Below are 24,358 nucleotides of genomic sequence, written 5' to 3'. Positions count from 1 at the left end.
ATATGATGGTCGTCATGAACTTGAAATCGACCAAACGCGCAACGCTCAGCCGCAAGGAGGCCACCCACGAACGTATCGTGGAAGTGGCGGCGCGCGCGATTCGCCGCAGCGGCTACGGCGGCACCGGCGTCGCCGACATCATGAAAGAGGCGGGCCTGACGCACGGCGGCTTCTACGCGCACTTCGAATCCCGCGACGCTTTGCTGGCCGAGGCCGGCGACCGCGCGGGGGCGGAATCGGTCGCGCTGGCGGCGCGGGTGGCGGCGTCCGCGCCGCCGGGGCAGGCCCTGCAGGCCATGATGCAAGCCTACCTGTCGCAACAGCATATCGACGCCATCGAGACCGGCTGCCCGGTCTCCGCGCTGGGATCGGAAATGCCGCGCCAGGCGCCGGAAGTGCGGCGCGCGGCGACCATCCACATCAAGGAAATGATCGATCTGTTCGCCCGCCAGTTGCCCGATTGGGGCCAGCCGCAGGCGCACGAACAGGCGATGGCGCTGGTCTGCGCGCTGATCGGCACCACCATGGTCGCGCGCGCGGTGGACGATCCCAAACTGTCGGCGGCACTGCGCGCGGCGACGCTGAAACAACTCACCCCGGCGGCCGCCTGATGTAACAGGCGGGCGTTTTTTTGCATTGAAATATGATGAGCATCATATTTTGTGCTGGCAGTCGCTAGAAAGGAACACCATGAGCAGCAAGATCGCATTGGTCACCGGCGCCTCGTCCGGCATAGGGGCCGCCACGGCCAAGACGTTGGTCGAGGCGGGTTTCAAGGTGTACGGCACCAGCCGCCGCGGCGCCCAGGCGGGGCAGCGGCAATACGCGCTGTTGTCGCTGGATGTGACCAGCGACGCGTCGGTGGCGGCCGCCGTCGCCGAGGTGATGCGGCGCGAAGGGCGCATCGACCTGCTGGTGAACAACGCCGGCGTCGGCGTCGCCCCGGCCGGCGCGGAGGAAAGCTCGATCGGGCAGGCCCAGTCCATCTTCGACACCAACTTCTTCGGCATGGTGCGCATGACCCGCGCCGTGCTGCCGCACATGCTGGCGCCGGACGCCAAGCTCGATACCTACCGCGACGTGCGCACCGCCGTGACCCGGCGCGTGCAGGAGGTGATGGCCGTCGCGGAGGGCCCGGAGGTGGTGGCGGCGACGGTGCTGAAAGCGGCCCTGGCCGGCACGCCGAAACTGCGCTACACCGCCGGCGGCCTGGCCAGGCGCCTGCGCCTGCTGCGCACCTTCGCACCGGTCGGCGTCATGGACGCGGGCATGCGCAAGGATCTGCGGCTGGCATAACGACATCACGAACAAAAAAGAAGGCAATCATGAAAGCACTCATCCTGAAACGCTACGGCAAGACCGGCCAGCTTGAATTCGCCGATATTCCCCATCCCACCATCAAGCCGGACGAAATCCTGGTGCGGGTGCACGCGGCCGGCCTCAATCCCATCGATTACATGATCCCGAAAGGCATGTTCTAGCCCATCCTGAAGTTCCAGTTGCCCGCCACGATGGGCAGCGACCTGGCGGGCGTGGTGGTGGAAGCCGGCCGCCGCGCTGAAACCGGCCAGTCTCAGTTTCGTGCAGGCCGCTTCGATACCGATGGTCGGCCCGCCGGACGCCGCCTTCGCGCGCCGGCGCGGAATGAACTTCCTGATGACTTTTGTATTCGGCCTGTTGAGCCGCAAGATCATTCGCCTCGCGGGCAAGCATTAAGCCACATACTCCTTCCTGTTCGTCCGTCCCGATGGCCGGCAACTGACGGAGATCGCCAAGCTGATCGAGACGTCGCGCATCCGTCCGGTGATCGATTCGGTGGTCCAGTTCGCGCAAGCCAAGGATGGCCTGGCGTATCTGGAAAAAGGCCGCGCCAAAGGCGAGGTCGTGGTGCAGCTGGTGGCCGACTGAACCGCCTCCATATTGGAAATGCTTCCAAGCAACTTTCTAGCATGGCCCAGTAGTAAAGTGATTCTAAAAAAAGCAATATGTGCATTGTAGTATTCGAGTCCCCTACCAGGAGACCCTATGAAAACTGCATTGATCGCCACCAGCATCGCCATGGCCGCGTGCGCCAGCACGCCCGCCCTCGCATGGGAGCAGGAAACCCACCGCCAGATCGTGCTGGACGCCGTGAACTACATGAAGAACAACCCGTCCACCACCAACTACAACAAGCTGGTGGCGGGCGTGACGCGCGCCGGCTTCACCGTGGACCAGTTCGCCGCGGCGCTGGGCCAGGGCGCCTACGATGTCGACGATTTCGCCGACACCTACATCTGCGGCGCCTCCACCGGCGACTGCCAGTTGGCGCCGGTGTGGGGCGCGGGCGCCAGTATCGTCAAGTACACCTCGTACTGGCACTTCCAGAACCACACCACCGGCGCGGACGTGCACGGCAATCCCTTCGGCGGCTACAACTACGCCAAGCTGGGCATGGCCGGCGACATCGACAACATGGCCGCCGGCTGGCTCTATGGCGACTACCTGGACGACGGCGCCGGCGGCCTGAAAGGCTGGTTCGGCGACAGCAGCAAGTACAACAGCTTTGGCGTCACCGAGGCGCACTACCGTTTCGGCGGCGTCTCCAGCGCCGCGCAATATGCCGATTTCGAGAGCATGCCGTTCCAGCCGATCGACAACCTGGGCCAGTACTGGTGGCAGCAGTTCCTGGCGCAGCCGACCGCGCAAAGCCTGGGCTTCACCTTGCACACCACCGACCTGCTGCAACCGCACCACACCTGGGCCACGTCGGCGCACAACCACTCGTCGTGGGAACAGTGGGTGCGCGCCAACTACACCAGCCAGCACCTGAACGATCCGGCGCTAGTGCGCGCGGCGCTGGCCGATTTCACGCCGCTGGCGCCGAACGCGGTCGACATCCGGCCGCTGCTGACGCAAGGCGGCAGCTACTCGTACGCCAACGGCGGCATCGTGCTGTCGTCGACCGACCAGGGCGACCGCACCCGCGTGGCGCAGATGATGGTCCCGCATTCGATCGCGATGGTCGTGGTGGTGCTCAACCGCGCCGCTGAACGCCTGGCCAATTGATGCGGAAACCGATGCTGCAATCGCTGCCGCCATCGATGCGGCGCTCGCTGGCCCTGGCGTTGCTGGCGGGCGGGCTGGCGCTGCCGGCCGCCGCCACGGTAAGCTACCGGCTGAACGATCCGGCGCTGGCCGCGCGCATCGACGGCGCGCCGGTCACGGCCTTCAGTGTAGATGCGCTGTGGCGCCTGGCGCGCGTCAAGGATGCTCGGACGGCGCGCAGCGCGGTGTTGGAGGAGGTGGTGCTCAACCGCCTGCTGGCCGGCGCCGCCCGCGCGCGCTTCGACGAGGCGCAGCTGTATGCCGGCCAGCGGGTCGGCTTCGCGCGCGAGGTGGCGTTGGACGACCAGTTGGTCGCCACCTTGCGCAGCCTGTACGGCAAGGAGATGCAGCTAGCCTTGCAGCGGCTGCCGGGCGGCTCGCTCGACGGCCTGGTGGTCGAAGCAGCCAAGCCCTCGGCGGCGGCGCTGGACGCGGTGTTCGGCAAGCCGGAACAGCTCAAGCTGGAGTTCACGCTCAATGCCGAGCAACTGGAGCGGGCGCGTGGCATCGTACTGCTGCGCTACACGCTGCCGTCCGGCGCCGGCACGGTCACGCTGTACGACATCTACCGCCGCCAGAACGTGCAGGGCAGGGTGGCGCTGTACAACCGCCAGGCGGACTTCCCGCAACAGCAGGTCAAGCAGGATCTGGCCGGACGCTTTGTGCTCGATTGGAGCCGGCGCCAGTTCGGCGAGGCGGCCGTCGCCGACCTGCGCCATGCCCTGGCCGAACGCGGCGAGGTGCAGGCGCTGCGCCAGCAGCACGGCATCGGCGACGATATCGAGCACACCAGTCCCTTGTTGCAGCGGCTGGCCGCCGAGGTGACGCCGGCGCAGGTCGCGGCATATTATGCGCGGCACCGCGGCGAGTTCACGCGCATCGAGCGCGTCAAGGCGCGCCACATCCGCGTGGCCGACGAGCAGACCGCGCAGACAGTCCACAAGGCGCTCGCTGGCGGTGCCGATTTCGCCGCCACGGCGCGGCGCTATTCGACCGCCAGCGACGGCGGCGCGTCCGGCTGGATACGCCATGAAGGCAAGCCGGACTGGCTGGCGCAACTGGCGCTGGCCCAGCCGGAAGGCCAGATCTCGCGGCCCATCCGCACGCCCGCTGCCGCGCGTGACGAGGCGGCTTGGGAAATCATCCTGGTCGAGCAGCGCGTGATGGGCTACCAGGCGCCCGACTCGGAGGCGGTGCGCTATGCCGCCAGCAACGCATTGGCGCGCGTGTCGGCGCGGCAGCAACTGGCCTCGCTGCGCAAGCAAGTGCTGCGCGCCGCGCAGATCGACATCAACCGCAGCCAGCTCGATCAGCCGCTGCCAACCTTGGACGACGCGCAATGAAACCTGCCCTGATCGCCGGTGCCGCTTGCCTGCTGCTGGCCGGCTGCTGGTTGGCCTGGCGCGGCGACGCCAGGCTGCCGTTGCGCGTTGATGCGGCGCAGGGCGCGGCGCCGGCCGGCGCTGACGCCGCGCGCGGCGCGCAATGGCCGCCGCCGACGCCGGAACCCGCCGCCGCGCGCGGGTTGAAATTCGTGCCGCTGACGCCGGTCGACAGCAGCGCTTCGGCCTGGCTGAGCATGGCGGCGGCGCGCGAGAACGGCGATCCGCGCAGTCCGCCCATCGAGCGCGACGCCGAACCGCGCAGCGCGCCCACGCCGGCCCAGCTGGCGGACCCGCAAGCCTATCGACAATACGAAGCCGCCCAGCACACCCGCTTGCTGGGCGCCTATGTCGCGGCCGCGACGACCGAGCTGCCGCGTTTGCAGGCCGACCTGGAGCGCGGCCGCCAGGCCGGCATTCCGGCAGACGAATTGGCCAAGCTCGAGGAAAAAATCGCCCGCATCCGCCGCCAGTCGGCTGATATCGTCAAAGAACATCCTCAAATGCAAGCCAATGTCACACGCCGGTAATTTCTATCTGGCAAGATCGCTTCCTGAAGTCACCGATGTGGTCTACCCTTACTGCCTCTGAACGGAGGCAGTCTTTTTTTGGAAGGAAGTGTTATGCAGACCGCAGAAGTCGTGTTTTCGCGGCAGCTGGGCGTGGTGCGCATGGCCTTGAGCGTCGGCGGCAGCGTGATCGCCGAAAGTGCCAGCCAGGAAACCATCGCGCGTGAACTCCAGATCCGGTCGGTGCGCCTCCTGACCATAGACGGCGTGTTCACGACCGAATTGCCGACCACGGAAAAGACGCTGGCGGAGGCCTCGGCCGTGGGGTTCGCCGAGCCGATGCCGGCGCTCAAGCTGGTCGCCGCCTGTTCGGCGGTGGGCGAAACGGTGGGCTTTCTGTTCCCCGAACGCCGGCGCCGCCCGCGCGAACCCTTGGCCGCCGGCAAGCCGGATACGCCTGGCACGCCGCAACGGGATTGACGCGGCCGGCGCGCTGCGCGCTTGTGGCATACTCGGCGGCTATGACGCCTGATCCCATCGCCCGTTTCCTGTCCGCTGCCGCCATGCTGTGTGTGCACATGGCGGCGTCCGCGGCGCCATGCGTGGAGCCGCCCGCCGATCCAGGCAACACCTACGACGCGCAACATACCTACGCCAAGCTGCTGCCCAGCTATCCCACGATCCGCATCGCCGGCGCGGCGCTGCCGGTGGACGTGGGCCGCGTCGCCGACCTGACGTATGCGCAGCTTGGCACGCGCTGCCTGAAGCTCGACCTGTACCTGCCGCTGGCCGCGCGCGCCGACGGCGGCATGCCGGTGGTGCTGCTGGTGCATGGCGGCGGCTGGCGCGCCGGCTTCCGTTCCGAGTTCGCGCCGATGGCGGTGCGGCTGGCGCAGCGGGGCTATGCGGCGGTGGCGCTCAGCTACCGCTTGTCCGGCGAAGCGCTGTATCCGGCCGCCATCCACGATGTGCGCGCCGCCGTGCGCTGGGTGCGCGGCCACGCCGGCCAGTACCACCTCGATCCACGGCGCATCGCACTCGCGGGCGGCTCGGCCGGCGGCCAGATCGCCAGCCTGGCCGGCGTCACCGGCCATCTCGACCGGTTCGATCCGGGCGCCGCCGATGCTGGCGTGTCGAGCGCGGTGCAAGCCATCGTCAACATCGACGGCTTGTCGGACTTTACCGCCGAAGCGGCGCTGAAGTACGAGGACGACCCGGCCAAGCAGCCGTCGGCGGCCGGCGCCTGGTTCGGCGGACGCTACGCGGAGCAGGGCGCGCGGTGGGCCGAAGCGTCGCCGATCCGCTACGTGCGTCCCGGCATGCCGCCGATCCTGTTCATCGCCAGCGCGCAGCCGCGCTTTTCCGTCGGCCGCGTAGCGATGGCGGCCCGCATGACGCAGGCCGGCGTGGCCAGCCAGACCGTCGTCCTGCCGAACACGCCGCACGCGTTCTGGCTGTTCGACCCGTGGCTGCAGCCTACCGTCGACGCCACCGTCGCTTTCCTGAACGACAAAATGCCGCAACGCTAGCGCCGGTTTTTCTTACACCGCCGGCGGCGGCCGACGGCCTAGACCCAGCAAATCAAGGCTTTAGGTTCATGGCCTGTTATTTGCGACAGCTCCCTCACGTTGTTTCCGATGAATCGTGAGGAGCCCCCATGTTGACCAAACTACCCGCCATTCTGTTGTCCCTGCTCATCGTCCTTGTCCTGCCAGCCAGGACGGCGCAGGCGGACGCCCATGCTTTTGTTGTCGACGGCGTGCCGGTCTCAACCGGCGCGGTCGTGGACCTGCCCCCGGGCACGGTCTGGTGGGTCGACAAACATGCCACCAAGGACCTGTACATCCATTTCGCCGTCTCGCCACCGGTGCCGCCGCCACCGGTGAAAGGCTTCCGTGTGCAGGACCCCACCGGGCGCATCATCAACGTCGGCGGCAACCTGGACGGCCCGCCTATCCAGCAGGGCAAGGAAGTGCTGATCAAGTACAAGGGCGGCGAAACGCTGGCCATCCCCGGCAAGTTGTTGCTGCCGGGCCAGCCGAATCCCGCCGACCCGGGGTCGTTGAAGGGTTTCGTCACCGGTCCGACCGCTGAACTGGCCCCGGACGAGGCCCGTCTCGCGATCCTGGAACTACTGGCCCAGCCCGAGCTGAGCGAGCTGTTTCCCGTGCCGATAGACCTGTCGTACTTTCATTACGATTTCTTCGGCACGGTACCGTTCCCGGTCTTTGCGCGGGAAGTCACGTACACCAGCGGTACTGGTGTCGGCAGCACCATCTTCCTGGTGCCGGAACCCGGCACGCTGGCGCTGGGCGCCGCCGCCGTGCTGGTCTGGCTGGCGCAGCGCCGGCGCGCGGTCTAGCGTGCGGATGGTGCGCGGGTGGTGCGGATTGCGCGGCCCGGAAAAGGGTAGCCCGGCCTCTCCATTTAGCCAGTGGCGCGCCCACGGGGCCGGGCCTAAGATGGTCGCAGCCGCGCTGAATGCAGCGGGCGCCGTATTCAACCCATCCCAATGGAAGCCACCATGACCAATCCCAAACTTGAAGTATTGACGCCGACCAACTGCCAGCTGATCTTCATCGACCAGCAACCGCAAATGGCCTTCGGCGTGCAATCGATGGACCGCCAGGCGCTGAAGAACAACACCGTGGCGCTGGCCAAGGCCGCCAAGGTGTTCAACATCCCGACCACCATCACCACCGTCGAAACCGAAGCGTTCTCCGGCCACACCTATCCGGAGCTGCTGGATGTGTTCCCCGGCAAGCCTATCCTGGAACGCTCGTCGATGAATTCCTGGGACGACCAGAAAGTGCGCGACGCGCTCAAGGCCAACGGCAAGAAGAAGGTGATCGTCTCGGGCCTGTGGACCGAGGTGTGCAACAACAGCTTCGCGCTGTGCGCGATGGCCGAGGGCGACTATGAAATCTACATGGTGGCCGACGCGTCCGGCGGCACCTCGAAGGAAGCCCACGACTACGCGATGCAGCGCATGATCCAGGCCGGCGTGGTGCCGGTGACCTGGCAGCAGGTGTTGCTGGAATGGCAGCGTGACTGGGCGCACCGCGACACCTACGACGCCGTGATGGCCATCGTGCGCGAGCACTCGGGCGCCTATGGCATGGGCGTCGACTACGCCTACACCATGGTGCACAAAGCGCCACAACGCACCACCACCAGCCACGAAACGCTGGCCGCCGTACCGGCAAAGTAAGCTCCATTGGACCAGACTGCTATACAATCGCAGTCTGGTGTCCAACAGTTCACTACCGCCCCGGAGGCTGCGATGTCGACCACCCATACTTTCCGTCCCGACTACGTCGGCGCCGAAGTCGTCGAAGCCGGCATTGAAGTTGCCGACCGCAAAGGTCCGGACAGCGCGGCCGCCTATCTCAGCCAGCGCGGCGTGGCGCACACGGTGATCCAGCGCGTGGTTGCCGAGCCGGAACATCGCCGCAATCCCGGTCGCTTGCGCAACCGCGACGAGCGCCTGCTGGAAGAAGCATCGCGCTTCAAATTCAAGCTCTGAAGGGGCGGGCGGGCCTAGGCGGATACTGACCGCCGTAGGACAGGGACCACATCCCCCTATGTTCCCAGCCTACATATGGCCCGTACGTGCTCCTATAATCGACTGCACATGGCGCGGATATAGTGTTGTTCATCAGGTCGCAACGATAAACAACCCCCCAAGAGGCTCGCCATGTACCATGCTACTCATCCTTCCGTATCGCAGAAAGTAGCGCGCTCCACGCAGGCAGAAGCATCCGCACCGGTCGTCAGCCTGACCGGCGCCCAGCAAAACGATTTGCTGCGTGCCTTGTCGCGCGAAGAGCTGATCAATCTGTTCGAACACCTGGAACTGGTGCCGCTGGACGCAGGCAAACACCTGTTCGACTTCGGCGACAAAATGGAATATGCCTACTTCCCCACCAACGCCATCGTCTCACTGCAATTCGTGACGGAAGACGGCGGCGCGTCCGAGATCGGCGTGGTCGGCCGCGACGGCGTGGTCGGCGTGTCGATGTACGAAACGGAGCGCGCCAACTGCTCGGCCGTGGTGCAAAGCGCCGGCTACGGCTACCGCATCCGCGCCGCGGTGTTGCGCTCGGCCTTCTTCGACGGCGGCGCACTGGCCCAGCAGCTGATGCGCCACACCAGCGCGCTGTTCTCGCAACTGGCGCAGACGGTGGCCGGCGCGCGCCACGGCAGCATCGAGCAGCGCCTGTGCCGCTGGCTGCTGGAACGGCTGGACCGTTCGCTGTCGAACGAATTGAAAGTCACCCAGGAATCGATCGCCAATCTGCTGGGCGTACGGCGCGAAAGCATCACCTGCTGCGCCGGCAAGTTGCAGGAAAAAGGCATGATCGAATGCCGCCGCGGCACCGTTGTCGTACTCGACCGCAGCGCCATGGAACGCCTTGCCGGCTGCTGCTACGTCCCCGTCTAGTGACACTAGTGCCTGTACCTGGGCGCATGCTGGAGCTGATCCAGCTTGCGTTGCACCAGCCTGTACCAGGCGCTCGCCCATCTGGTCGCCCTGATCGATTCCTCCACCGTTGACGCCGTCATGCAGCGCTGCACCGCCCGCATCTGGCGGTGCAGTGCATAGGCGGCGGGCGGCGGCTTGCGGCGTGTGGGCGAGATATCCATGCCTGTATTCTGGCGCAGTTTCAACACCGCCGTTGTGCGTTGGCACACCGTGCGGCCATCCCGGCCCAACGGCCGGCAGATAAACTAGCGCGATTATCTTCGTGTTCAAAGCGCTTGCCGCTCGTTATACTGCGCCCCTGAGAGACAATACTTGAGGGTGCAGATGGGTAAGCAAGTGAAAGTGTGTGGCGCGTTGGCATTGTGGTCGGTGGGCGCGCTGGCCGCCGCGCAGGCGGCCGAGACGGAAGCGGGCACGGAAAAGATCGACCGGGTCGAGGTCACCGCCACGCGCTCGGCCGGCGCGGTCGATGTGCAGCAGGTGCCGGCGGCGATCACGGTGCTGAAGCCGGACAGCCTGACCCGCTACGGCCAGGGCAACCTCGGCGATATCGCCAACCTGGTGCCGGCCATGTCGGTGCAGCAGCAGGCGCCCGGCGTCAACAACATCACCATGCGCGGACTGGTGGTGCGCGGCATCGTGCCGTCCGAGGTGCAGGATTCGTCGCTGGTGGCGGTGTATATCGACGACATGCCGGTGACGCTGAAATCGTCCAACCCCGACCTGAAGGTGCTGGACCTGGAACGCATCGAAGTGCTGCAAGGGCCGCAGGGCACGTTGTTCGGCGCTGGCGCGATGGCGGGCGCGGTGCGCCAGATCACGCAAAAGCCGGACCTGGGCGATCTGTTCGGCACGCTGGAGGCGGTCGGTTCGAACACCTCCGGCTTCGGCGGCGCCAATCGCAATCTGCGCGGCATGGTCAATGTGCCGCTCAAGGCCGACGTGCTGGGCCTGCGCCTGACGGCCTACACCGGCAACGATTCCGGCTACATCCGCAACCAGGTCAACGGCAACACCACTAACGACGTCTCCACCAACCAGGGCCGCGCCGCCTTGCGCCTGCGCGCCTCGCCGGACCTGGTGATCGACGCCAGCGTCACCGCCTCCAACATCAAGGGCGGCGTCAACGACGCCTATGCCGGACTGGCGCCGTTCACCACCATCGCCTTGCTGCCGCAGACCAGCAACGACAAGCTGCAGCTGTATAACCTGGGCGTCAGCTATGACCTCGGCGACGCGCAGCTGGTGTCGTCGACCTCCTACCTGCACCGCGACACCCTGTACGTGACCTCGGCCCAGTATCCGGCCACCGCCTTCATCTTCGGCGGCAAGGCCCCGCTGATGCAGGCCGCCTACACGATCGGCAACGCGGTCAAGGATTTCGCGCAGGAGTTCCGCCTCAACTCCAAGGGTTCCGGCCCGCTGAAGTGGACCGCCGGCGCCTTCTTCGAAACCGGCAAGCGCAACACGCGCCAGGACGAACCGACCACCGGCTTCGACGAGCGTTTCGCCGCCACCCACAACTTCCCCGGCTATAACTCGCAGACCAACGACCTGGCCTTCAACCCGAACGATTTCTTCTCCGGCACGCAGAACACCAGGTCGCGCCAGCTGGCCTTGTTCGCCGAAGGCACCTACACCGTCTGGGACAAACTGGACCTGACGGCCGGCGTGCGCCTGTTCAGGGGCACGCAGGACTTCGACCTGCGCTTCACCGGCCTGTTCGGCAACCTGGTCGGCGCGACGCCGTCGGCGCCGGTCGGCCAGCCGGAACTGAGCAACAGCAGCGCCACCTCGCAGGGCGCCAATCCGCGCTTCGCCGCCGCCTATCGCGTCGATGCGGACCATACGCTGTATGCCTCGGTGGGCAAGGGCTTCCGCTACGGCGGCAACAACCAGCCGGTGCCTTTCAACTTCTGCGGCGTGAACGCGCCGGCCACCTTCGCGCCGGACAGCCTGTGGAACTACGAAGTAGGCTCGAAGAACACCTTGCTGGACCAGCGCATGACCTTCAACGCCAGCGCCTATGTGATCGAGTGGAAGGACGTGCAGGTGTTTAACAAGCTGCCGTGCACCTACTACTTCACGCAGAACGCCGGCAAGATCCGCAGCGAAGGCCTGGAGCTGGAAACCGCCTTCAAGCTGACGCGCCGCGCAGCGCTGGGACTGAGCGCCGCCTACAACCACGCCTACGCCACCCGCACCGTGGTGACCGGCATCGCCGCGCAGAACATCCCGCAAGGCAGCCGCGCGCCGTACGCGCCGCGCCTGTCCGCCACGGCCACGGCCAGCTACAGCGTGCCGGTGCGCGGCAACGACGAAGTGGGCATCGCCGCCAGCTACGCCTACCACAGCGACGCCTACACCAACTTCGCGGCGGCGCAGGGCAGCTATGCGCAGATACCGTCGTCGAACACGGTCAACGCCACCGTCACCTACAAGACGGGCGCCTACGAGTTCGGCCTGTTCGGCAGCAACCTGACCAACGGCGCCAAGATCAGCGACGTCACGCCGAACACCATCGCCATCCAGCCGGGAGACACCTTGTTCATGGTGCGTCCGCGCACGCTGGGCTTGCGCGTCAAGGCGCGCTTCTGATAGCGCGCGATGGACTCCCCCAGCCTGAAGCAGCAGCGCTCCGAATACGTCGATGCGTCTCAGCGCGCCGAAGTGGCGGCCGAGCGCAGGCGTCTGCTGTGGCTGGGGGAGTGGCCGACCTGGTTGCTGATCGGCGTGATTTACGGCGGCTGGTTCCTGACCTTGACTTACTGGCGCCGGATCGGCGACGTGCCGGCCACCTTGCTGATGATCTGGTGGTGCGCCTGGTATATGTCGCTGCAACATGAGCTGATTCACGGCCATCCGACGCCGTGGGCCTGGGTCAACCGCCTGTTCGGCTACGCGCCGCTGGCGATCTGGTATCCGTACCGGCTGTACCGCGACAGCCATCTGCGCCACCACATCGACTTCCACCTGACGATGCCGGCGCTCGATACCGAGAGCTATTACGTGTCGCCCACCGTATGGGCGGGGCTGGGCAAGCCGGTGCGGCTGCTGTACTGGTTCAACAAGACGTTCTGGGGACGGCTGCTGGTCGGCCCGGCGATCGCCGTCGCCGCCGCGTGGAGCGAGGCGCTGCGCCAGCCGCTGCGCCAGCCGCTGCGCGGCGAGTGGCGCAACGTGCCGATGTGGCTGATCCACTTCGCGATGCTGGGCGCTCTGCTGTGGTGGGTTCATGCGGCGTTCGGCGTGGCGCCGCTGTACTACGTGTTGGCGATCTCGTATCCGGCGCAGTCGCTGACGATGATACGGTCCTACTACGAGCACCGCCCGGCGGCGGAGCACAAGCAGCGCATCGTGCTCAATGAGGCGGGGCTGGTGTTCCGGGTGCTTTTCCTCAACAACAACCTGCATCTGGTGCATCACGACTTGCCGTCTTTGCCGTGGTATCTGCTGCCGCGCGTGTATCGCGCGCGGCGGTCGGCTTACAATACGCGCAGCGGCGGCTTCCATCTGCACGGCTATGGAGAGCTGATGCGCCGCTTCGGCTTCACCCCGGTCGATGCGCCGGTCCACCCGAACATGCCCGACACATGAACTGGAAATTCGCCCTGCCGATGTACAACGTCTCGCCGCGCATCCAGCACGGATACGAGGCGTTGTTGCTGGCGCTGGCCGACCAGGCGGGCGTGCGGGCGGAATTGGCGCGGCCGGCGGACCTGCCGGCATTCTGGCGCCAGCCGGATGTGCTGCTGACCCAGACCTGTGGATATCCCTACTTGACGCAGTTGCGCGGCCATGTGACCCTGCTGGCCACGCCATGCTTCGATTTTCCCGGCTGCGAGGGCAGCGACCATTCCAGCTTCATCGTCGCGCGCGAGGGCGGGGGGATCCGCAGCCTGGCCGATGCGCGTGGGCGGGTCGCTGCGGTCAACGATCCGCAATCGAACAGCGGCATGAACATGTTGCGGCACGCGGTGGCGCGCTGGTCGCTGGATGGGCGCCACTTCGAATCGGTGAAGTGGTCCGGCAGCCATGCGGCCAGCCTGCGCATGGTGCGCGAAGGCGCGGCCGCGATCGCGTCCATCGATTGCGTGACCTTCGGCTACCTGATGCGGGAAGACCCCGCGAGTCTGCAGGGATTGACCATTTTGCAGCAATCGGCGCCAGCGCCGGGATTGCCGTTGGTTGCAAGCAGCAAGGCGCCGCCGGAGTTGACGGCGCGGCTGCGTGCCGCCTTGCTGGAACCCGCGCCGGCATTGCGCGCGCTGTGCGCAAGCCTATGCATCAAGGGCTACGAGTACCGCGGCGATGCCGACTACGGTCGCATCCTGCAAATCGAAGCCGAGGCGCGGGCCGCCGGATATCCCGACCTGGCTTGACGGGGTTGCGACTTGCATGCGTTGCGTTTTAGTAGCAATGCGGCGTAAATTCTTGCTTAGCTATTTTGCGGTAATTCTGTTCCGCTATACTGGCCTATGGCCGCTCAGACGGCCGGCTCTTTCATCACTCCTCCACTTCTATGGGCAGTCACCATGACTATTACAAAGCGCTTGATCATGACTTTGTCACTGGCGTTACTCGCGCTGATCTTCGTCGGTATTACCGGCCTCACCCAACTGTCGCGGGCGCAGCAACGCCTCGATATGGTGCAAACCCGCCTGATCCCCAGCATCGCCGGCCTGAATATGGCCAAAGGCTTTCTTGCCGATAGCCGCCTGGCCGGCTACCGCCTGTCGGTGTTCTCCAACCTGCCCGACAAGACCGCCCTGGACAAGGCCTACAACGACGCCCACGCCAAGTTCGACGAAGTCATCGCGACCTATGAGAAGGAACGCATCTTCGACGACACCGACCGCAAGATGCTGGAGGCGGACAAGGCCAACATGGCGGCCTACCGCCAGGCGCTGATTCCGTTCCTGGCCGGCGCCCACGCCGGCGACATGGACGCGGTGCGCGCTACGCTGCTGGCCGGCACGCCGCTGGCGCTGTCCGCCGGCGCCGTCAAGAAGGGCTTCGACGACCATATCGCCTACAACAACAAGCTGATCGGCGACGTCCGCGAAGAGAGCGACGCCGCCTACAAATTCGCCTTCCGCCTGATGGTGGGCGCGGTGGTGCTTGGCCTGCTGGTGACCGGCGCGCTGGCCTGGCAGCTGTACGTCATCATCAAGGGCAGCCTGGCCTCGATCCGCGATACGCTGGAAGACGTGAGCCAGTCGCTGGACCTGACGCACCAGATCAAGGTGGAGCGCATGGATGAAATCGGCCATACGGCGGTGGCGTTCAACAAGCTGCTGGAGCAGATCGCCGGCGTGATCGACACCGTGCGCGCATCGACCGCCGCCGTCGGCGCGGCCTCGCAGGATATCGCCAACGGCACCGGCGACCTGTCGCAGCGCACCTCGTCGCAGGCGGCGGCGCTGGAGCAGACCGCGGCCAGCATGGAGCAGCTCACTTCCACCGTCGGCCAGAACGCCGACAACGCCCGCCAGGCCAACCAGCTGGCGCGTTCGGCCTCGGACGTGGCGGCGCAGGGCGGCACGGTGGTGGAGCAGGTGGTGGTGACGATGGGATCGATCAACGAATCGTCGCGCAAGATCGTCGACATTATTTCGGTCATCGACGGCATCGCCTTCCAGACCAACATCCTGGCGCTGAACGCGGCGGTGGAAGCGGCGCGCGCCGGCGAGCAGGGTCGCGGTTTCGCGGTGGTGGCGACCGAGGTGCGCAACCTGGCACAACGCTCGGCCGCCGCGGCCAAGGAGATCAAGGCGCTGATCGACGACTCGGTGGAGAAGGTAGGCTCCGGCACCAAGCTGGTGGAGCAGGCCGGTACGACGATGCAGGAAGTCGTCGCCAGCATCAGGCAGGTGACCGACATCGTCGGCGAGATCAGCGCCGCCACGCAGGAGCAGAACGACGGCATCGCGCAAGTGCACCAGGCGGTGACGCAGATGGACCAGACCACGCAGCAGAATTCGGCGCTGGTGGAAGAAACCGCCGCCGCCGCGCAGACCCTGCGCGACCAGGCCGACAAGCTGGAGCAAGTCGTCAGCGCGTTCAAGATCAACGCCTCGGCTGCCGCGTATGCGCCGCCCAAGCGCCCGGTGCGCGCGGCCGCATCGGTGGTGGCGACGCTGCCCAAGGCGCCGCGCGCCAAGCCCGCCGTCCAGCCGGCGGCCGCGCCGAAGAAGCTGAAGGCCAGCGCGGTCGCCAGCAAGGACGAATGGGAAGAGTTCTGATCCAGACGCGCCGCGCGGGCCGGCGGTACGGGGTTGCTTTTTAAGCTAGAATCCGGATTCACTTAATGGAGGGTGGCGATGGAGCACAACCGTCTTGGAAAATCCGGCCTGCGGGTGCCGGAACTCAGTTTTGGCACGGCCACCTTTGGCGGCGGCAACGACTTTTTCAAAGCCTGGGGCAGCACGGATGCGGGCGGCGCCGCCCGCCTGATCGATGTCTGCCTTGAACATGGCGTGTCGATGTTCGATTCCGCCGACGTCTATTCCGACGGCATGGCGGAGCAGATCCTCGGCCAGGCCATCAAGGGCAAGCGCAACCGCTTGCTGATCTCCACCAAAGTGACTTTCACCGCCGGCACCGGCGCCAACGATTTCGGCTCGTCGCGCCAGCACCTGATCGCCGCGGTCGACGGCTGCCTGCAGCGGCTGCAAGTCGACCACATCGACCTGCTGCAACTGCATTGCCAGGACAACTACACACCGGTCGAGGAAACGCTGTCCGCGCTGGACCAGCTGGTCCGCTCGGGCAAGGTGCGCTATATCGGCGGCTCCAATTTCTCCGGCTGGCATTTGATGAAATCGCTGGCGGTGTCGGACCGCTACGGTTATCCGCGCCACGTCGCGCATCAGGTCTACTACTCGCTGCTGAACCGCGACTACGAATGGGAGCTGATGCCGCTGGGCGAAGACCAGGGCGTGGGCGCGGTGGTCTGGAGTCCGCTGGGCTGGGGCAAGCTGACCGGAAAAATCCGTCGCGGCCAACCGGCCAAGCCGGGCACGCGGGCGCACGACATCGCCGGCACCGGCCCTGTCTTTGAAGAGGAGCGCCTGTACCGCATCGTCGATGCGCTCGATGTGGTGGCCGGGCAGGCCGGCAAGACGATACCGCAAGTGGCGTTGAACTGGCTGCTGGGGAAGAAGACCGTCTCCAGCGTCATCATCGGCGCGCGCGACGAGCAGCAGTTGATCGACAACATCGGCGCCACCGGCTGGCGTTTGAGCGCGGAGCAGAACGCGCTGCTGGAAGTGGCCAGCGATGTGTCGCCGGCCTATCCCGCGTGGCACCAGCGCAGCTTCTCGCTGGCGGACTAGAGGTTCTTGGCCGGCGCCTGGTCGCGCAGTTTCGCCGCCACCGCCTTGACCGCGGCCGCATGGCTGCGGCTGGCCCGCAGCGGGCCGCCGTGCGTCAGATGCAGCAGGGCGTCGCCGTTGGCCAAGGCTTCGACCCTGCGGATACGATCGACCGCGACGATCATGCTGCGGTGGATGCGCAGGAACTGGCCGGCATCGAGCCGGGCGATCAAGCCCGACACGGTGTCGCGCACCAGATGCTGTTCGGCGCCGACCTGCAGCGCCACATAGTTGCCCTGTGCTTCAATCCAGTCCACCTCCGACAGCGGCAGCGAAACCAGCTGGCCTCGCCGTTTGACTTCCACATGGGTCAACGCGGGCGCCGCGTCATGGGCGGGCTCCGGCGCGCCGGGCCGGGCCGGCGGCGCCGACACCGACACCCCCATCCGCCACGGGCCGGCCTGGAACAGCGCGGAGAGCGCGGCCAACGCAAACATCAGCAGCGTGAAATTGCTCACCAGTTGGCCCCGGATTTCGTCCCCGGACGGCAGCCAGCGGCCGCCGAAGGCCCACGCCGCCAGAAAACAGGATGCCAGTATCAGTGTCAACGCCAGGGCGGCGGCGCCGGCGGCGTGGATCAGCAGATGGCGGCCGCGCCCCGGGCCGCGCAGCGGGAAGCGCGCCATCAATGCCTGCACCGCCGAGGTGGCCGTCGTGCCCAGCAAGGCGGCCAGCAGGATGCGCAGCGTTTCATGGGGCAGGCTCAAGGTGTGGCCGGCCTGGCTGGCGCGCAGGATGTTGCCGGGTTCGAGCACCAGCAGGAAGGCTAGCCAGTACAACAAGCTCCAGGCGTGCGGACGCAGCCAGTTGGACCGGGGAGCCGGCGCGTGGCTTGGATGGGCGGAGGTGGTCATGCGTCCGATTCTAGCAGCGATCGCGCCGGCTGCGGAAATGGGACGGGCCGGGCAGGAAAGTGACCAAGCGGTCTGGCCCGCGCCGCGCCGCCGGGCGACACTGGGCGCTCACCAATCGTTCGGGAGGGGACATGGGCAAGATGCTGGGGAGATGGTGCAGATGGCGGACGAAGCCGACGTTGCTGGCTTTGCTGGCCTGGGGCTGGGCCCAGGCGGCGCCGGTGATGACCGCGGACGGCGCGTTGGCGGGGCGGCGGCAAGGTGGGGTGGATGTGTATCGCGCCATTCCGTTCGCGCTGCCGCCGTTGGGGCCATGGCGCTGGCGCCCGCCGCAGCCGGCGCCAGCATGGCGGGGTGTGCGCGACGCGGGCAGCTTTGCCCCGGCCTGCATGCAACAAGGGGTGTCGATGCCCGGCGAGCAGCCGCCGGCCGTCAGCGAGGATTGTCTGTACCTCAATCTGTGGGCGCCGCCGCGGCGCGCCGGCCGGCGTTTGCCGGTGATCGTCTGGATTCATGGCGGCGGCTATGCCAACGGTTCCGCTTCCATGCCGCTGTATCACGGCGACCGGCTGGCCCGCCGGGGCGTGCTGGTGGTCACCGTGGCCTACCGGCTGGGTGCGCTCGGGTTCCTGGCCCATCCGGCGCTGAGCGCCGAATCGCCCCATCGCTCGTCGGGCAACTACGGCTTGATGGACCAGATTGCGGCGCTGGAGTGGGTGCGGCGCAATATCGCGGCCTTTGGCGGCGATCCGGGCCGCGTCACCATCGCCGGGCAGTCGGCCGGCGCGATGGCCGTCAGTGCGCTGCTGGCGTCGCCGCGCGCGCAGGGACTGTTCCAGCGCGCCATCGCGCAGAGCGGCGGCATCTTCGAGCCGCTGCAACTGGCGCCCGGTTACCTGCTGGCCAACGCCGAACGCGACGGCGCCAGCTACATGAACTCGCTCGGCGCCACCACCCTCGAGGCGATGCGCGCGCTGCCGGCCGAGCGCCTGATTGGCGGCGGCGCCGGCCGGGTCACCCACCCCGTGATCGAGTCCGATGTGCTGCCCTTGTCGCCCTACGATGCCTATGTCCAGGGACGCTATCGCGACGTGCCTTTGCTGCTGGGCTCAAACGGCGAGGAAGCGCGGGCGCTGGTGGATGTGTCGGCGTTGCGGGCCGAGCGCTTCGAGGCCGACATCGGCGCCAGTTTCGGCCCCTTGCCGCCGGCGCTGCTGGCGGCCTATCCGCACGCGACCGACGCCCAGGCGCGCGAGGGCCGCCTGGGCCTTGAGCGCGACCTGCGTTTTGGCTGGGACATGTGGGCCTGGGCGCGGCTGGCGGGAGCGGGGCGCAGCCCGGTTTATTACTACAGCTTCCAGCAGCGGCCGCCGTTTCCGGCCGACTCCGTCCACGCCGGCTGGGGCGCCAGCCACTTCGCCGAACTGTGGTATATGTTCGACCATCTGGCGCAGGCACCATGGGCGTGGCGTGGTGCCGACCGCAGGTTGGCGGAGGCGATGTCGAGCTACTGGGTCCAGTTTGCCGCCAGCGGCGATCCGAACGGCCCCGGCCTGCCGCACTGGCCGGCCTTTCGCGGCGCCGCCGGGCAAGTCCAGTGGCTGGGCGATCCGATCGGCACCGGTCCGGTGCCGGCGCTCGACTCCTTGCAGGTCTTCGACGCCGTGTACTCCGGCCTGCGGGGCAAGGCGTTTGGACTGCCTTAGCCGGACCTGGCTAGAAGGTCCTGACCAGCGTCGCCCGCAGCGAGCGCGACTCGATGGGGTGGAAGTGGATGTCGTTGACCGGCGCCGCTTCGCCCTTCAATTGCGACGGGTAGTAGTAGTCGATGGCGGAGTCGCGGCGGTTGGCCAGGTTGAAGGCTTCCAGTTCCAGCGTCAGGCCCTTGCGGATCTTCCAGCCGAAGCGGGCGTTCAACGTCAGGCTGGGCTTCGAGCGCACGCTGTTGTCCTCGATCAGCGGACGCGGGCCGAAGTAGCGCAGCTTCAGCGAACCCGAATACGGGCCGCCGTCGTCCACGGCCAGCGCCAGCTGGCCGGTGCCTTCGATGGCGCCGGGGATGTAGGCGCCTTCCAGTTTTTCATCGCGCGAACGGGCGCGCGCGTAGGCCAGGTCCAGGTCGACCGACAGCCATTTCAGCGGCTTGTAGTAGTTCGACAGTTCCACGCCGTAGCGGCGGCTCGGCCGTCCCGCCTCGGTGGTGCCGGCGTCGCCCACGAAGCTCAGCTCCGAATCGAAATCCAGCCGGTACACCGACAGCGACGACTGCAAGCCGGGCAGCCAGCTGCTGCGCGCGCCCAGCTCCATGCCACGCGAACGCACCAGCGGCGAGACCTTGTCGGCCGCCGCGCCGGTCTTGGGATCGATGCGGATGGTGGCGCCGCGCGCGTCGTTGCTGTGGAAACCGTTGCCGATGTTGGCGTACAGTTCCGCCGTTTGCCACGGGCCGTAGATCAGGCTCAGGCTCGGGCTCACCAGGTGGTCGCCGGCCTTGCCGGAGTTGACCGCCAGGTCGCTGCGGACGTCGAAGCGGTAGCTGTCCAAGCGCGCGCCCGCCACGGTGCGCAAGGCGCTGTTCCAGCGCATGCTGTTCTCGAGATACAGGCCGGCGCTGGATTCGACGATGTGATCCCGCCGCACGACGGCCAGCGGCTGGCGCGCCTGCGTGTTCAGCAGGCCGTTGAAGATATTATCGTTTTGCAGCTGGACGCCGATGGTGGTGGTGCTGTCGCCGCCGGCCAGGTGCTGGTGCCAGCTGTGGCTTGCGTTGATGCCGCTGGTGACGCGCCTGTCCGGCTGCGCGAACTGGTCGCCGCGCAGCGGATCGTCCATGAAGTAGCTGAAGTTGGAATACAGGTCCAGCCGGTTGGCGATAAGGTAGGCGTTGACCCTGGAGGCGCTGTCCTCGCCGGTGCGGCGCCAGCCGGTTGAGAGGCTGTAGCGATGCGACTTGCCGCCGTCGGTCGGGTCGATGGCGTCGTTGCGGTCCATCTGGCCGGCCTGCACGGCGCGCAGCGGTATCTGGTCGGTCGAGTTCCAGTCGGCGCGGTAGGCCATCAGGCTGACGTGGTAGCCGTTGTTGGCATAGCCTGCGCTGTAGCGCAGCACTGCGTTCAGCTTCTGGTAGTCGTCCGGATGGGTGTAGGGGCCGTCGTTGTGCAGCACTTCGAGCGCGTACAGCAGGCTGCCCTGGCCGGCGTCCAGCGAGTCGGCCAGCAGCGCGCGGCCGTAGCCGTGCTGGCCGGCCGAGGCGCTGGCCACGCCTTGCAGCAGGCGGTTGGCGTACACCACGGAAGCCGTGCCGGCCGAGGCGAAGTCGCCGTCGCCGGCGGAGTAGGGGCCTTTTTTGTAGTCGAGCCGCACCGCCAGTTCCGGGATCAGGAAATTCAGGTCGGTCCAGCCCTGGCCGTGCGCGTGGCTGCGCTGGTTGACGGGCATGTCGTCGACGGTGGTGCGCAGGTCGGTGCCGTGATCGAGGTTGAAGCCGCGCAGGTAGAACTGGTTGGCCTTGCCTTCGCCGCTGTGCTGGCTGACGATCAGGCCGGGCGCCGCTTCGAGCAGCTCGCCGGGCCGATAGACGGTGCGCGCGGCCAGTTCCTGCTGCGAGATGCTGCCGGCGCTGGCGGCATCGGCCACGCCCAGCTGGTTGCCGCGCGAGCCTTCGACCAGCACCCGTTGCAGGATCTGGTCGTCGGCCTGGGCCGAGCCCAGTACCAACAGCAGCAAGTACTTAACGGGTGGTTTGATCGATGCTGCCTTGATCGAAGGTGAGAGTCTGGACGGGGCCATCGGCTTGCAGGTTGACTGTGTTCTTTTGGGATGGCAGGAAGTCTATCAGCAAGGCGTTGTGGATGCGAGTGGCGGGCCCCAGCTTCCTGCCTTCGATCTCCTGGTAGATGACGACGCTGTCGGCGTCCGCCTTCACGCCCACCCAGTGCAGCGGCAGGCGTTGGCGGTCCGGGCCCTCCAGGTAGAACTGCCGCTCGACGTAGCGGCGCAGCGGTGCTTCGCTGTCCGCCTGGCCGAGGTCGAAACTGCGGCCATAGAGATTCGTCAGCAAGGTGGCCACGTCGTGCGCGGTGTAGGTGTGCACGATCTCGGTGTTGCCGGTGCGGTCGTTGTAGCGGATATCGGCCATGCCCATGTGAAAATTATGGGCGCCCGCCGCCGTGCCGGCCAAGGCCAGCACGGCAACCACGGCAAGGCGCAAGGCACGCGGCATCATTCGGCCGACGAGTCCTTGGACGACTTGTCGCCCTTGCCCTTGAGCGGCGTATTGAAGTCGCGCATCAGGTTGTTGCGGTCACGGTCGGTCTTGAACAGTTCCATGCGCGACTGCGTCACCTTGCGCGGCCAGCTGTTGTTGCTGGTGTCGATGTCGGCGGTTTCCCACAGCGGGTCCTGGGTCAGGCCCACCATCGGCTCGTCGGTGACGATCAACTTGGTGATCTTCTTCGGCGAGTAGCGCCATACCTCGGCCGGAATGCGCTCGATGTACTTCTTGCCGCTCTTGAGTTCCACCTCCAGGATCAGCGGCATCACCATGCCGCCGAGGTTGGAGAAGTCGACCAGGTACAGGTGCTTGCCCTGGTCCAGCAGCTTCTTCTCCCACGGCTCCAGCTTCTCGATCGCTTCGGCGTAGGTGTTGCGGTCCTTGTTGGTGACGGTGAACTCGTCGTGCTCGTTGTAGAAGTCCTTCAGTTCCGGGTGGGCGTCCAGGCGTTTCGGCAGCGACTTGTTGAGCTGTTCGGAGATCGAGATCGGCTGCGCATCCTTCTGCGCCTTCTTCCATGCCTTTTCTTTTTCCGGGTCCTTGGTGCTCACGCCGTATTCGTTGATGGCGTCGATGCTGATGTCCACCGCGTCGGTGGTGTAGAACCAGCCGCGCCAGAACCAGTCAAGGTCGGTGCCGGAAGCGTCTTCCATGGTGCGGAAGAAGTCTGCCGGAGTGGGGCGCTTGAACTTCCAGCGGCGCGCGTATTCCTTGAATGCGTAGTCGAACAGGTCGCGGCCCAGGATGGTCTCGCGCAGGATGTTCAAGCCGGTGGCCGGCTTGGCGTAGGCGTTGTTCCCGAACTGGAGCAGCGACTCCGAGTTGGTCATGATCGGCACCTGGTTCTGGCTGCGCATGTAGTCGACGATGTTGCGCGCCTCGCCGCGGCGCGACGGGTAATTGTCTTCCCATGCCTGTTCGGCCAGGTACTGCACGAAGGTGTTCAGGCCTTCATCCATCCAGGTCCACTGGCGCTCGTCCGAGTTGATGATCATCGGGTAGTAGTTGTGGCCCACCTCGTGGATGATCACGCCGATCAGGCCATACTTGGTCTGCTGCGACCAGGTCAGGGCGCCGGTCTTCTTGTCCTTGGCAGGGCGCGGGCCGTTGAAGGAGATCATCGGATACTCCATGCCGCCGACCGGGCCGTTGACCGAGATCGCGGTTGGGTATGGATAGTCGAAGCTGTACTTGTTGTACTGGTCGATGGTGTGGACGATGGCCTGGGTGCTGTACTTGCCCCACAGCGGATTGCCTTCCTTCGGATAGTAGGACATCGCCATCACGTTGGTGGAATCCTTCTTGAAGCCCTGCGCGTCCCAGATGAACTTGCGGCTGGAGGCCCAGGCGAAGTCGCGCACGTTGGCGGCCTTGAAGTGCCAGGTCCTGGATGCGGTGCTGACGGACTTCTCGGCCTTCTCAGCCTCTTCCTGCGTGACGATGACGACCGGCGCGTTCGCGGTCCTGGCCTTGGCCAGGCGCTCGCGCTGCGTCGCGGACAGCACCTCGTTGGGGTTTTGCAGTTCGCCGGTGGAGGCCACCACGTGGTCCGCCGGCACGGTCAGCTGCACGTCGTAGTCGCCGAATTCCAGCGTGAACTCGCCGGATCCCAGGAACTGCTTGTGCTGCCAGCCCATCACGTCGTAGTAGGCCGCCATGCGCGGATACCACTGGGCGATCTCGAACAGGTCGTTCTTGTCGTCCTCGAAGTGCTCGTAGCCGGAACGGCCGCCCAGCACCTGCTGCTCGTTGATGTTGTAGGTCCAGTCGATACTGAAAGCGAAGCTCTGGCCCGGCTTCAACGGCGCCGGCAGGTCGATGCGCATCATGGTGCGGTTGATGGTGTACTTCAGCGGCTGGCCGCCGGCGGCCACGGACTTGATGTTGTAGCCGCCGTCGAATTCGCGGCCGGCCAGGATGCCGCGCATGCCGTCGAATTTGTAGCCGTCTTCCGGCGTGCGTGGCTTGGCCCATGCTTCGCGCGATGGCTGCGTCAGCATCATGCGGGCGTCGGAATCTTTTTTGTAGATGTTCTGGTCGAGTTGCACCCACAGGTAGCTCAGCGTATCGGGCGAGTTGTTGTGGTAGTTGATTTGCTCGCTGCCGGTGATGGCGCGCCTGGCTTCATCGAGCGTGGCGCGGATCGTGTAGTCCGCGCGTTGCTGCCAGTAGGCGGCGCCGGGGGCGCCGGAGGCGGTGCGGTAGCTGTTGGCGGAGGGGAGAACTTCGTCCAGCTGGCGGAACTTGTCGTCGAATGGCTCCGCTGCGAATGCGGACGCCGTCAAGCAAAGGGCGATGAAGCCGATGGTCTTGCGCATAGTTTGTATTCCTGATGATTTCCCGAATAAAGGAAGCTAGTGTATAGCAAGTTTTCAAAGAATTACCGGCCGA

The 24,358-nt window shown here is 66.3% G+C and carries 21 protein-coding genes and 1 pseudogene; 18 read left to right on the top strand and 4 right to left on the bottom strand.

The window, feature by feature from the left end; translation table 11 throughout:
* Positions 1 to 2 precede the first annotated feature (2 nt).
* The 17 genes and pseudogenes from AC1RMD_RS09785 (at position 3) to AC1RMD_RS09705 (ending at position 16,801) form a co-directional block, all read left to right on the top strand.
* A complete protein-coding gene (locus AC1RMD_RS09785; protein WP_492926059.1) occupies positions 3 to 611 on the top strand; it encodes a TetR/AcrR family transcriptional regulator in 609 nt (202 codons plus the stop codon).
* Positions 612 to 690: 79 nt separating this feature from the next.
* Positions 691 to 1,296 carry an SDR family NAD(P)-dependent oxidoreductase gene (locus AC1RMD_RS09780; RefSeq protein ID WP_492926057.1) on the top strand — a complete coding sequence of 202 codons (606 nt, stop codon included), beginning with the start codon at positions 691 to 693 and terminating at the stop codon, positions 1,294 to 1,296.
* A gap of 29 nt (positions 1,297 to 1,325) precedes the next feature.
* Positions 1,326 to 1,908 (top strand): annotated as a pseudogene (locus AC1RMD_RS09775) (zinc-binding dehydrogenase).
* A gap of 117 nt (positions 1,909 to 2,025) precedes the next feature.
* On the top strand, positions 2,026 to 3,048 hold the full coding sequence (locus AC1RMD_RS09770; protein ID WP_492926055.1) for a phospholipase: 1,023 nt from the start codon (positions 2,026 to 2,028) through the stop codon (positions 3,046 to 3,048).
* Positions 3,048 to 4,430, top strand: a complete 1,383-nt coding sequence (locus AC1RMD_RS09765; protein ID WP_492926053.1) for a foldase protein PrsA — start codon at positions 3,048 to 3,050, stop codon at positions 4,428 to 4,430. The genes AC1RMD_RS09770 and AC1RMD_RS09765 overlap by 1 nt, the downstream gene beginning before the upstream one ends.
* On the top strand, positions 4,427 to 4,999 hold the full coding sequence (locus AC1RMD_RS09760; protein WP_492926051.1) for a hypothetical protein: 573 nt from the start codon (positions 4,427 to 4,429) through the stop codon (positions 4,997 to 4,999). Before AC1RMD_RS09765 ends, AC1RMD_RS09760 begins: the two co-directional genes overlap by 4 nt.
* 93 nt (positions 5,000 to 5,092) lie before the next feature.
* Positions 5,093 to 5,458, top strand: coding sequence for a hypothetical protein (locus AC1RMD_RS09755; RefSeq protein WP_492926049.1), 366 nt, complete (start codon positions 5,093 to 5,095; stop codon positions 5,456 to 5,458).
* A 41-nt stretch (positions 5,459 to 5,499) separates the two neighbouring features.
* Positions 5,500 to 6,507: an alpha/beta hydrolase fold domain-containing protein gene (locus AC1RMD_RS09750; RefSeq protein ID WP_492926047.1), complete on the top strand. Its 1,008-nt coding sequence runs from the start codon at positions 5,500 to 5,502 to the stop codon at positions 6,505 to 6,507.
* 128 nt (positions 6,508 to 6,635) lie between these two features.
* Positions 6,636 to 7,340, top strand: a complete 705-nt coding sequence (locus tag AC1RMD_RS09745) for a PEP-CTERM sorting domain-containing protein (RefSeq protein WP_492926045.1) — start codon at positions 6,636 to 6,638, stop codon at positions 7,338 to 7,340.
* Between the two features lie 162 nt (positions 7,341 to 7,502).
* Complete coding sequence (locus tag AC1RMD_RS09740; RefSeq protein ID WP_492926043.1) at positions 7,503 to 8,189, top strand: hydrolase; 687 nt, start codon at positions 7,503 to 7,505, stop codon at positions 8,187 to 8,189.
* 72 nt (positions 8,190 to 8,261) lie between these two features.
* Positions 8,262 to 8,504, top strand: a complete 243-nt coding sequence (locus tag AC1RMD_RS09735) for a hypothetical protein (protein ID WP_492926041.1) — start codon at positions 8,262 to 8,264, stop codon at positions 8,502 to 8,504.
* Positions 8,505 to 8,675: 171 nt separating this feature from the next.
* The gene (locus AC1RMD_RS09730) at positions 8,676 to 9,422 is read left to right on the top strand and encodes a Crp/Fnr family transcriptional regulator (protein WP_492926039.1); all 747 of its coding nucleotides are present in this window, start codon (positions 8,676 to 8,678) and stop codon (positions 9,420 to 9,422) included.
* 366 nt (positions 9,423 to 9,788) lie between these two features.
* Positions 9,789 to 12,062: a TonB-dependent receptor gene (locus tag AC1RMD_RS09725; RefSeq protein WP_492926037.1), complete on the top strand. Its 2,274-nt coding sequence runs from the start codon at positions 9,789 to 9,791 to the stop codon at positions 12,060 to 12,062.
* A gap of 9 nt (positions 12,063 to 12,071) precedes the next feature.
* The gene (locus AC1RMD_RS09720; RefSeq protein ID WP_492926036.1) at positions 12,072 to 13,061 is read left to right on the top strand and encodes a fatty acid desaturase; all 990 of its coding nucleotides are present in this window, start codon (positions 12,072 to 12,074) and stop codon (positions 13,059 to 13,061) included.
* Positions 13,058 to 13,846, top strand: coding sequence for a phosphate/phosphite/phosphonate ABC transporter substrate-binding protein (locus AC1RMD_RS09715; RefSeq protein ID WP_492926035.1), 789 nt, complete (start codon positions 13,058 to 13,060; stop codon positions 13,844 to 13,846). The genes AC1RMD_RS09720 and AC1RMD_RS09715 overlap by 4 nt, the downstream gene beginning before the upstream one ends.
* A 153-nt stretch (positions 13,847 to 13,999) precedes the next feature.
* Positions 14,000 to 15,709, top strand: coding sequence for a methyl-accepting chemotaxis protein (locus AC1RMD_RS09710; protein ID WP_492926034.1), 1,710 nt, complete (start codon positions 14,000 to 14,002; stop codon positions 15,707 to 15,709).
* A 78-nt stretch (positions 15,710 to 15,787) separates the two neighbouring features.
* On the top strand, positions 15,788 to 16,801 hold the full coding sequence (locus AC1RMD_RS09705) for an aldo/keto reductase (protein ID WP_492926032.1): 1,014 nt from the start codon (positions 15,788 to 15,790) through the stop codon (positions 16,799 to 16,801).
* On the opposite strand, the gene AC1RMD_RS09700 is transcribed toward AC1RMD_RS09705, so the two are convergent.
* Entirely contained in the window at positions 16,798 to 17,694 is an 897-nt protein-coding gene (locus AC1RMD_RS09700) for a LytR/AlgR family response regulator transcription factor (protein WP_492926030.1), read from the bottom strand. The genes AC1RMD_RS09705 and AC1RMD_RS09700 overlap by 4 nt on opposite strands.
* Before the next feature lie 179 nt (positions 17,695 to 17,873).
* Here AC1RMD_RS09700 and AC1RMD_RS09695 point away from each other — a divergent pair, with 179 nt between their 5' ends.
* On the top strand, positions 17,874 to 19,400 hold the full coding sequence (locus AC1RMD_RS09695) for a carboxylesterase/lipase family protein (protein WP_492926028.1): 1,527 nt from the start codon (positions 17,874 to 17,876) through the stop codon (positions 19,398 to 19,400).
* A gap of 10 nt (positions 19,401 to 19,410) precedes the next feature.
* Here AC1RMD_RS09695 and AC1RMD_RS09690 read toward each other — a convergent pair whose 3' ends face one another.
* The 3 genes from AC1RMD_RS09690 to AC1RMD_RS09680 are packed head-to-tail and all read right to left on the bottom strand — an operon-like array spanning position 19,411 to position 24,285.
* Entirely contained in the window at positions 19,411 to 21,483 is a 2,073-nt protein-coding gene (locus AC1RMD_RS09690; RefSeq protein ID WP_492926026.1) for a TonB-dependent receptor, read from the bottom strand.
* Positions 21,425 to 21,919, bottom strand: coding sequence for a DUF6702 family protein (locus AC1RMD_RS09685; protein WP_492926024.1), 495 nt, complete (start codon positions 21,917 to 21,919; stop codon positions 21,425 to 21,427). The genes AC1RMD_RS09690 and AC1RMD_RS09685 overlap by 59 nt, the downstream gene beginning before the upstream one ends.
* Positions 21,916 to 24,285: a M1 family aminopeptidase gene (locus tag AC1RMD_RS09680; RefSeq protein ID WP_492926022.1), complete on the bottom strand. Its 2,370-nt coding sequence runs from the start codon at positions 24,283 to 24,285 to the stop codon at positions 21,916 to 21,918. The genes AC1RMD_RS09685 and AC1RMD_RS09680 overlap by 4 nt, the downstream gene beginning before the upstream one ends.
* Positions 24,286 to 24,358 lie beyond the last annotated feature (73 nt).

It is taken from the genome of Duganella sp. GW822-FHT06D06, assembly GCF_058799615.1.
Note: the sequence above shows the minus strand (reverse complement) of the source record. Positions and strands in the feature narration are given on the sequence as shown.

Bases quoted from the DNA above. Each gene is read 5' to 3' on its own strand.
- AC1RMD_RS09745 (WP_492926045.1), top strand. From the start codon at position 6,636: ATGTTGACCAAACTACCCGCCATTCTGTTGTCCCTGCTCATCGTCCTT.
- AC1RMD_RS09730 (WP_492926039.1), top strand. From the start codon at position 8,676: ATGTACCATGCTACTCATCCTTCCGTATCGCAGAAAGTAGCGCGCTCC.
- AC1RMD_RS09700 (WP_492926030.1), bottom strand. From the start codon at position 17,694: ATGACCACCTCCGCCCATCCAAGCCACGCGCCGGCTCCCCGGTCCAAC.
- AC1RMD_RS09765 (WP_492926053.1), top strand. From the start codon at position 3,048: ATGCGGAAACCGATGCTGCAATCGCTGCCGCCATCGATGCGGCGCTCG.
- AC1RMD_RS09770 (WP_492926055.1), top strand. From the start codon at position 2,026: ATGAAAACTGCATTGATCGCCACCAGCATCGCCATGGCCGCGTGCGCC.
- AC1RMD_RS09715 (WP_492926035.1), top strand. From the start codon at position 13,058: ATGAACTGGAAATTCGCCCTGCCGATGTACAACGTCTCGCCGCGCATC.
- AC1RMD_RS09755 (WP_492926049.1), top strand. From the start codon at position 5,093: ATGCAGACCGCAGAAGTCGTGTTTTCGCGGCAGCTGGGCGTGGTGCGC.
- AC1RMD_RS09760 (WP_492926051.1), top strand. From the start codon at position 4,427: ATGAAACCTGCCCTGATCGCCGGTGCCGCTTGCCTGCTGCTGGCCGGC.
- AC1RMD_RS09735 (WP_492926041.1), top strand. From the start codon at position 8,262: ATGTCGACCACCCATACTTTCCGTCCCGACTACGTCGGCGCCGAAGTC.
- AC1RMD_RS09720 (WP_492926036.1), top strand. From the start codon at position 12,072: ATGGACTCCCCCAGCCTGAAGCAGCAGCGCTCCGAATACGTCGATGCG.
- AC1RMD_RS09680 (WP_492926022.1), bottom strand. From the start codon at position 24,285: ATGCGCAAGACCATCGGCTTCATCGCCCTTTGCTTGACGGCGTCCGCA.
- AC1RMD_RS09705 (WP_492926032.1), top strand. From the start codon at position 15,788: ATGGAGCACAACCGTCTTGGAAAATCCGGCCTGCGGGTGCCGGAACTC.
- AC1RMD_RS09690 (WP_492926026.1), bottom strand. From the start codon at position 21,483: ATGGCCCCGTCCAGACTCTCACCTTCGATCAAGGCAGCATCGATCAAA.
- AC1RMD_RS09685 (WP_492926024.1), bottom strand. From the start codon at position 21,919: ATGATGCCGCGTGCCTTGCGCCTTGCCGTGGTTGCCGTGCTGGCCTTG.
- AC1RMD_RS09740 (WP_492926043.1), top strand. From the start codon at position 7,503: ATGACCAATCCCAAACTTGAAGTATTGACGCCGACCAACTGCCAGCTG.
- AC1RMD_RS09725 (WP_492926037.1), top strand. From the start codon at position 9,789: ATGGGTAAGCAAGTGAAAGTGTGTGGCGCGTTGGCATTGTGGTCGGTG.
- AC1RMD_RS09785 (WP_492926059.1), top strand. From the start codon at position 3: ATGATGGTCGTCATGAACTTGAAATCGACCAAACGCGCAACGCTCAGC.
- AC1RMD_RS09780 (WP_492926057.1), top strand. From the start codon at position 691: ATGAGCAGCAAGATCGCATTGGTCACCGGCGCCTCGTCCGGCATAGGG.
- AC1RMD_RS09710 (WP_492926034.1), top strand. From the start codon at position 14,000: ATGACTATTACAAAGCGCTTGATCATGACTTTGTCACTGGCGTTACTC.
- AC1RMD_RS09750 (WP_492926047.1), top strand. From the start codon at position 5,500: ATGACGCCTGATCCCATCGCCCGTTTCCTGTCCGCTGCCGCCATGCTG.